Genomic DNA, 1,618 nt, shown 5'->3' with positions numbered 1-1,618 from the left:
TTAACGTGAAAGACACCAGTGCCCAGACGAGCCGGGGCCTGACCTGACGCTGGCCATGGCGAGGAGTGGACGTTTTTGTGGTCGTGGGCGCAATGCCCGAAGGGTTCAGACGGGCTTGGGCATATAGCCGTGCTTGATCAGCATCTTTATCCAGCGAGGTGCGTTGCGCTGCACGCTCAGGGCCTCGTAGTCCACCGCACGGTCGTGGTACGGCGTTTTGTTCTTGATCACCGCGAAGATGATGCGCAGCATCTTGTGCGCCAGAGCCACGATGGACTTCTTGTGGCCCTTGCGAAGACTCAAGGCAGCGAACTTGTCCTTGAGCGCGCAGCGGCTTCGCGAGGCCGCCTGCGCGAACTCACACAGCAGTCGCCTGACCCAGGCGTTGCCCTTACGGATTTTGCCGCTCTTGCGCTTGCCCGCACTCTCGTTGTTGCCCGGACAGATGCCCACCCAGGAAGCCAGCCGCTCGGCGCTGCCAAAGTTGTCCATGTCGGCGCTGATCTCCACCAACAACATGGCTGCTCCCATCACGTCGATGCCGGGGATGGTTTGCAGCAGCACCAACTCGTTGTGCCATGCGCTCAGGCCCTTGAGCAACTCCTGCTCGAAGCGAGCCATGCGGGCCTCCAGCTCTTCGATGTGCTCCATGAGTTCGCCAAGCAGGAACAGGTGCGATGCGCTCAGCTCCTCGGGCTGCAAGGCCTCCAAGAGTTCTTCGCGGCTGGCACGCAGCCGTCCCGCCTTGTCAAGCACCTCAGACATACTTCCCCCAGCGATGATCTTCTTGACCATCGCGCGCGCAGCCTGCCCATGCACATCGGAGACCAGAACTCCCAGACGGATTCCGGAATCGGACAGCACTTTGTGCAACCGGTTTTTCTCCGATGCCAACATGCCGCCGAGCTTTTGCCGGTGCCGGGCAATCAGGCGCAGATGGCGTATACACGCCTGGGGAATGAACGAGCCGCGCAGCAGCCCGGCGCGCGCCAGCGTGGCCAGCCACCGTGCATCGGACACATCGGTCTTGCGACCGGGCACCGTCTTCACATGGCGCGCGTTGACCACCTGTGCGGCAATGCCCACCGCCTCCAGTGCCGCATACGGGCTTTTCCAGTAAATGCCCGTGCTCTCCATCACTACCACTTGGGCCCCAAACTCCCGCGCCCATTGCGCCAGCGCCCTGCGGTCTCGCTTGAAGGCGCCGAACTCACGTTGTTCGATCACCATCGTGCCGTCAGATTCCTGCGCCAAGGCGCAGGCGCTGATCTTGGCTTGATGAACATCCAGGCCAATCACGCGCTGGTAGATGGGTTTCAAGTCCATGACACACCCCCTGCTTTTGAACAATACACTTGCAATGTGCGGTTGCCCTGGGGCGCTGCCATTCAACGGCCTGCCGAGACATGCCCGGCGGCTCTTTTTAACGTGCGCTGTCCACCTCCTGCTACGCAGCAGGTGTCAAGCAATCCGGGGTACGAGTGAATGGCGGCGGGTCGAGTTAGCTTTCGCGGTCTGTAGCCATCAAAGGTTTTCGCGACCTCAGCCCTGGCGCAACTGCACTCCTATTGTGTCTTTCATGATCGGGGGTGTGTGAACTCCACTCATGAAAGTTAGC

General features: G+C 60.9%; 1 protein-coding gene. It reads right to left on the bottom strand.

The genetic code is table 11. The annotated features are described in order from the left end of the window. Nucleotides 1-105: 105 nt before the first annotated feature. Nucleotides 106-1,326, bottom strand: coding sequence for an IS110 family RNA-guided transposase (locus tag FK527_RS17120; RefSeq protein ID WP_144735879.1), 1,221 nt, complete (start codon nucleotides 1,324-1,326; stop codon nucleotides 106-108). Between the last annotated feature and the right edge of the window lie 292 nt (nucleotides 1,327-1,618).

Origin of the sequence: Extensimonas perlucida, from assembly GCF_007655255.1 — a bacterium.
Lineage (GTDB): Bacteria > Pseudomonadota > Gammaproteobacteria > Burkholderiales > Burkholderiaceae_C > Extensimonas > Extensimonas perlucida.
Note: the sequence above shows the minus strand (reverse complement) of the source record. Positions and strands in the feature narration are given on the sequence as shown.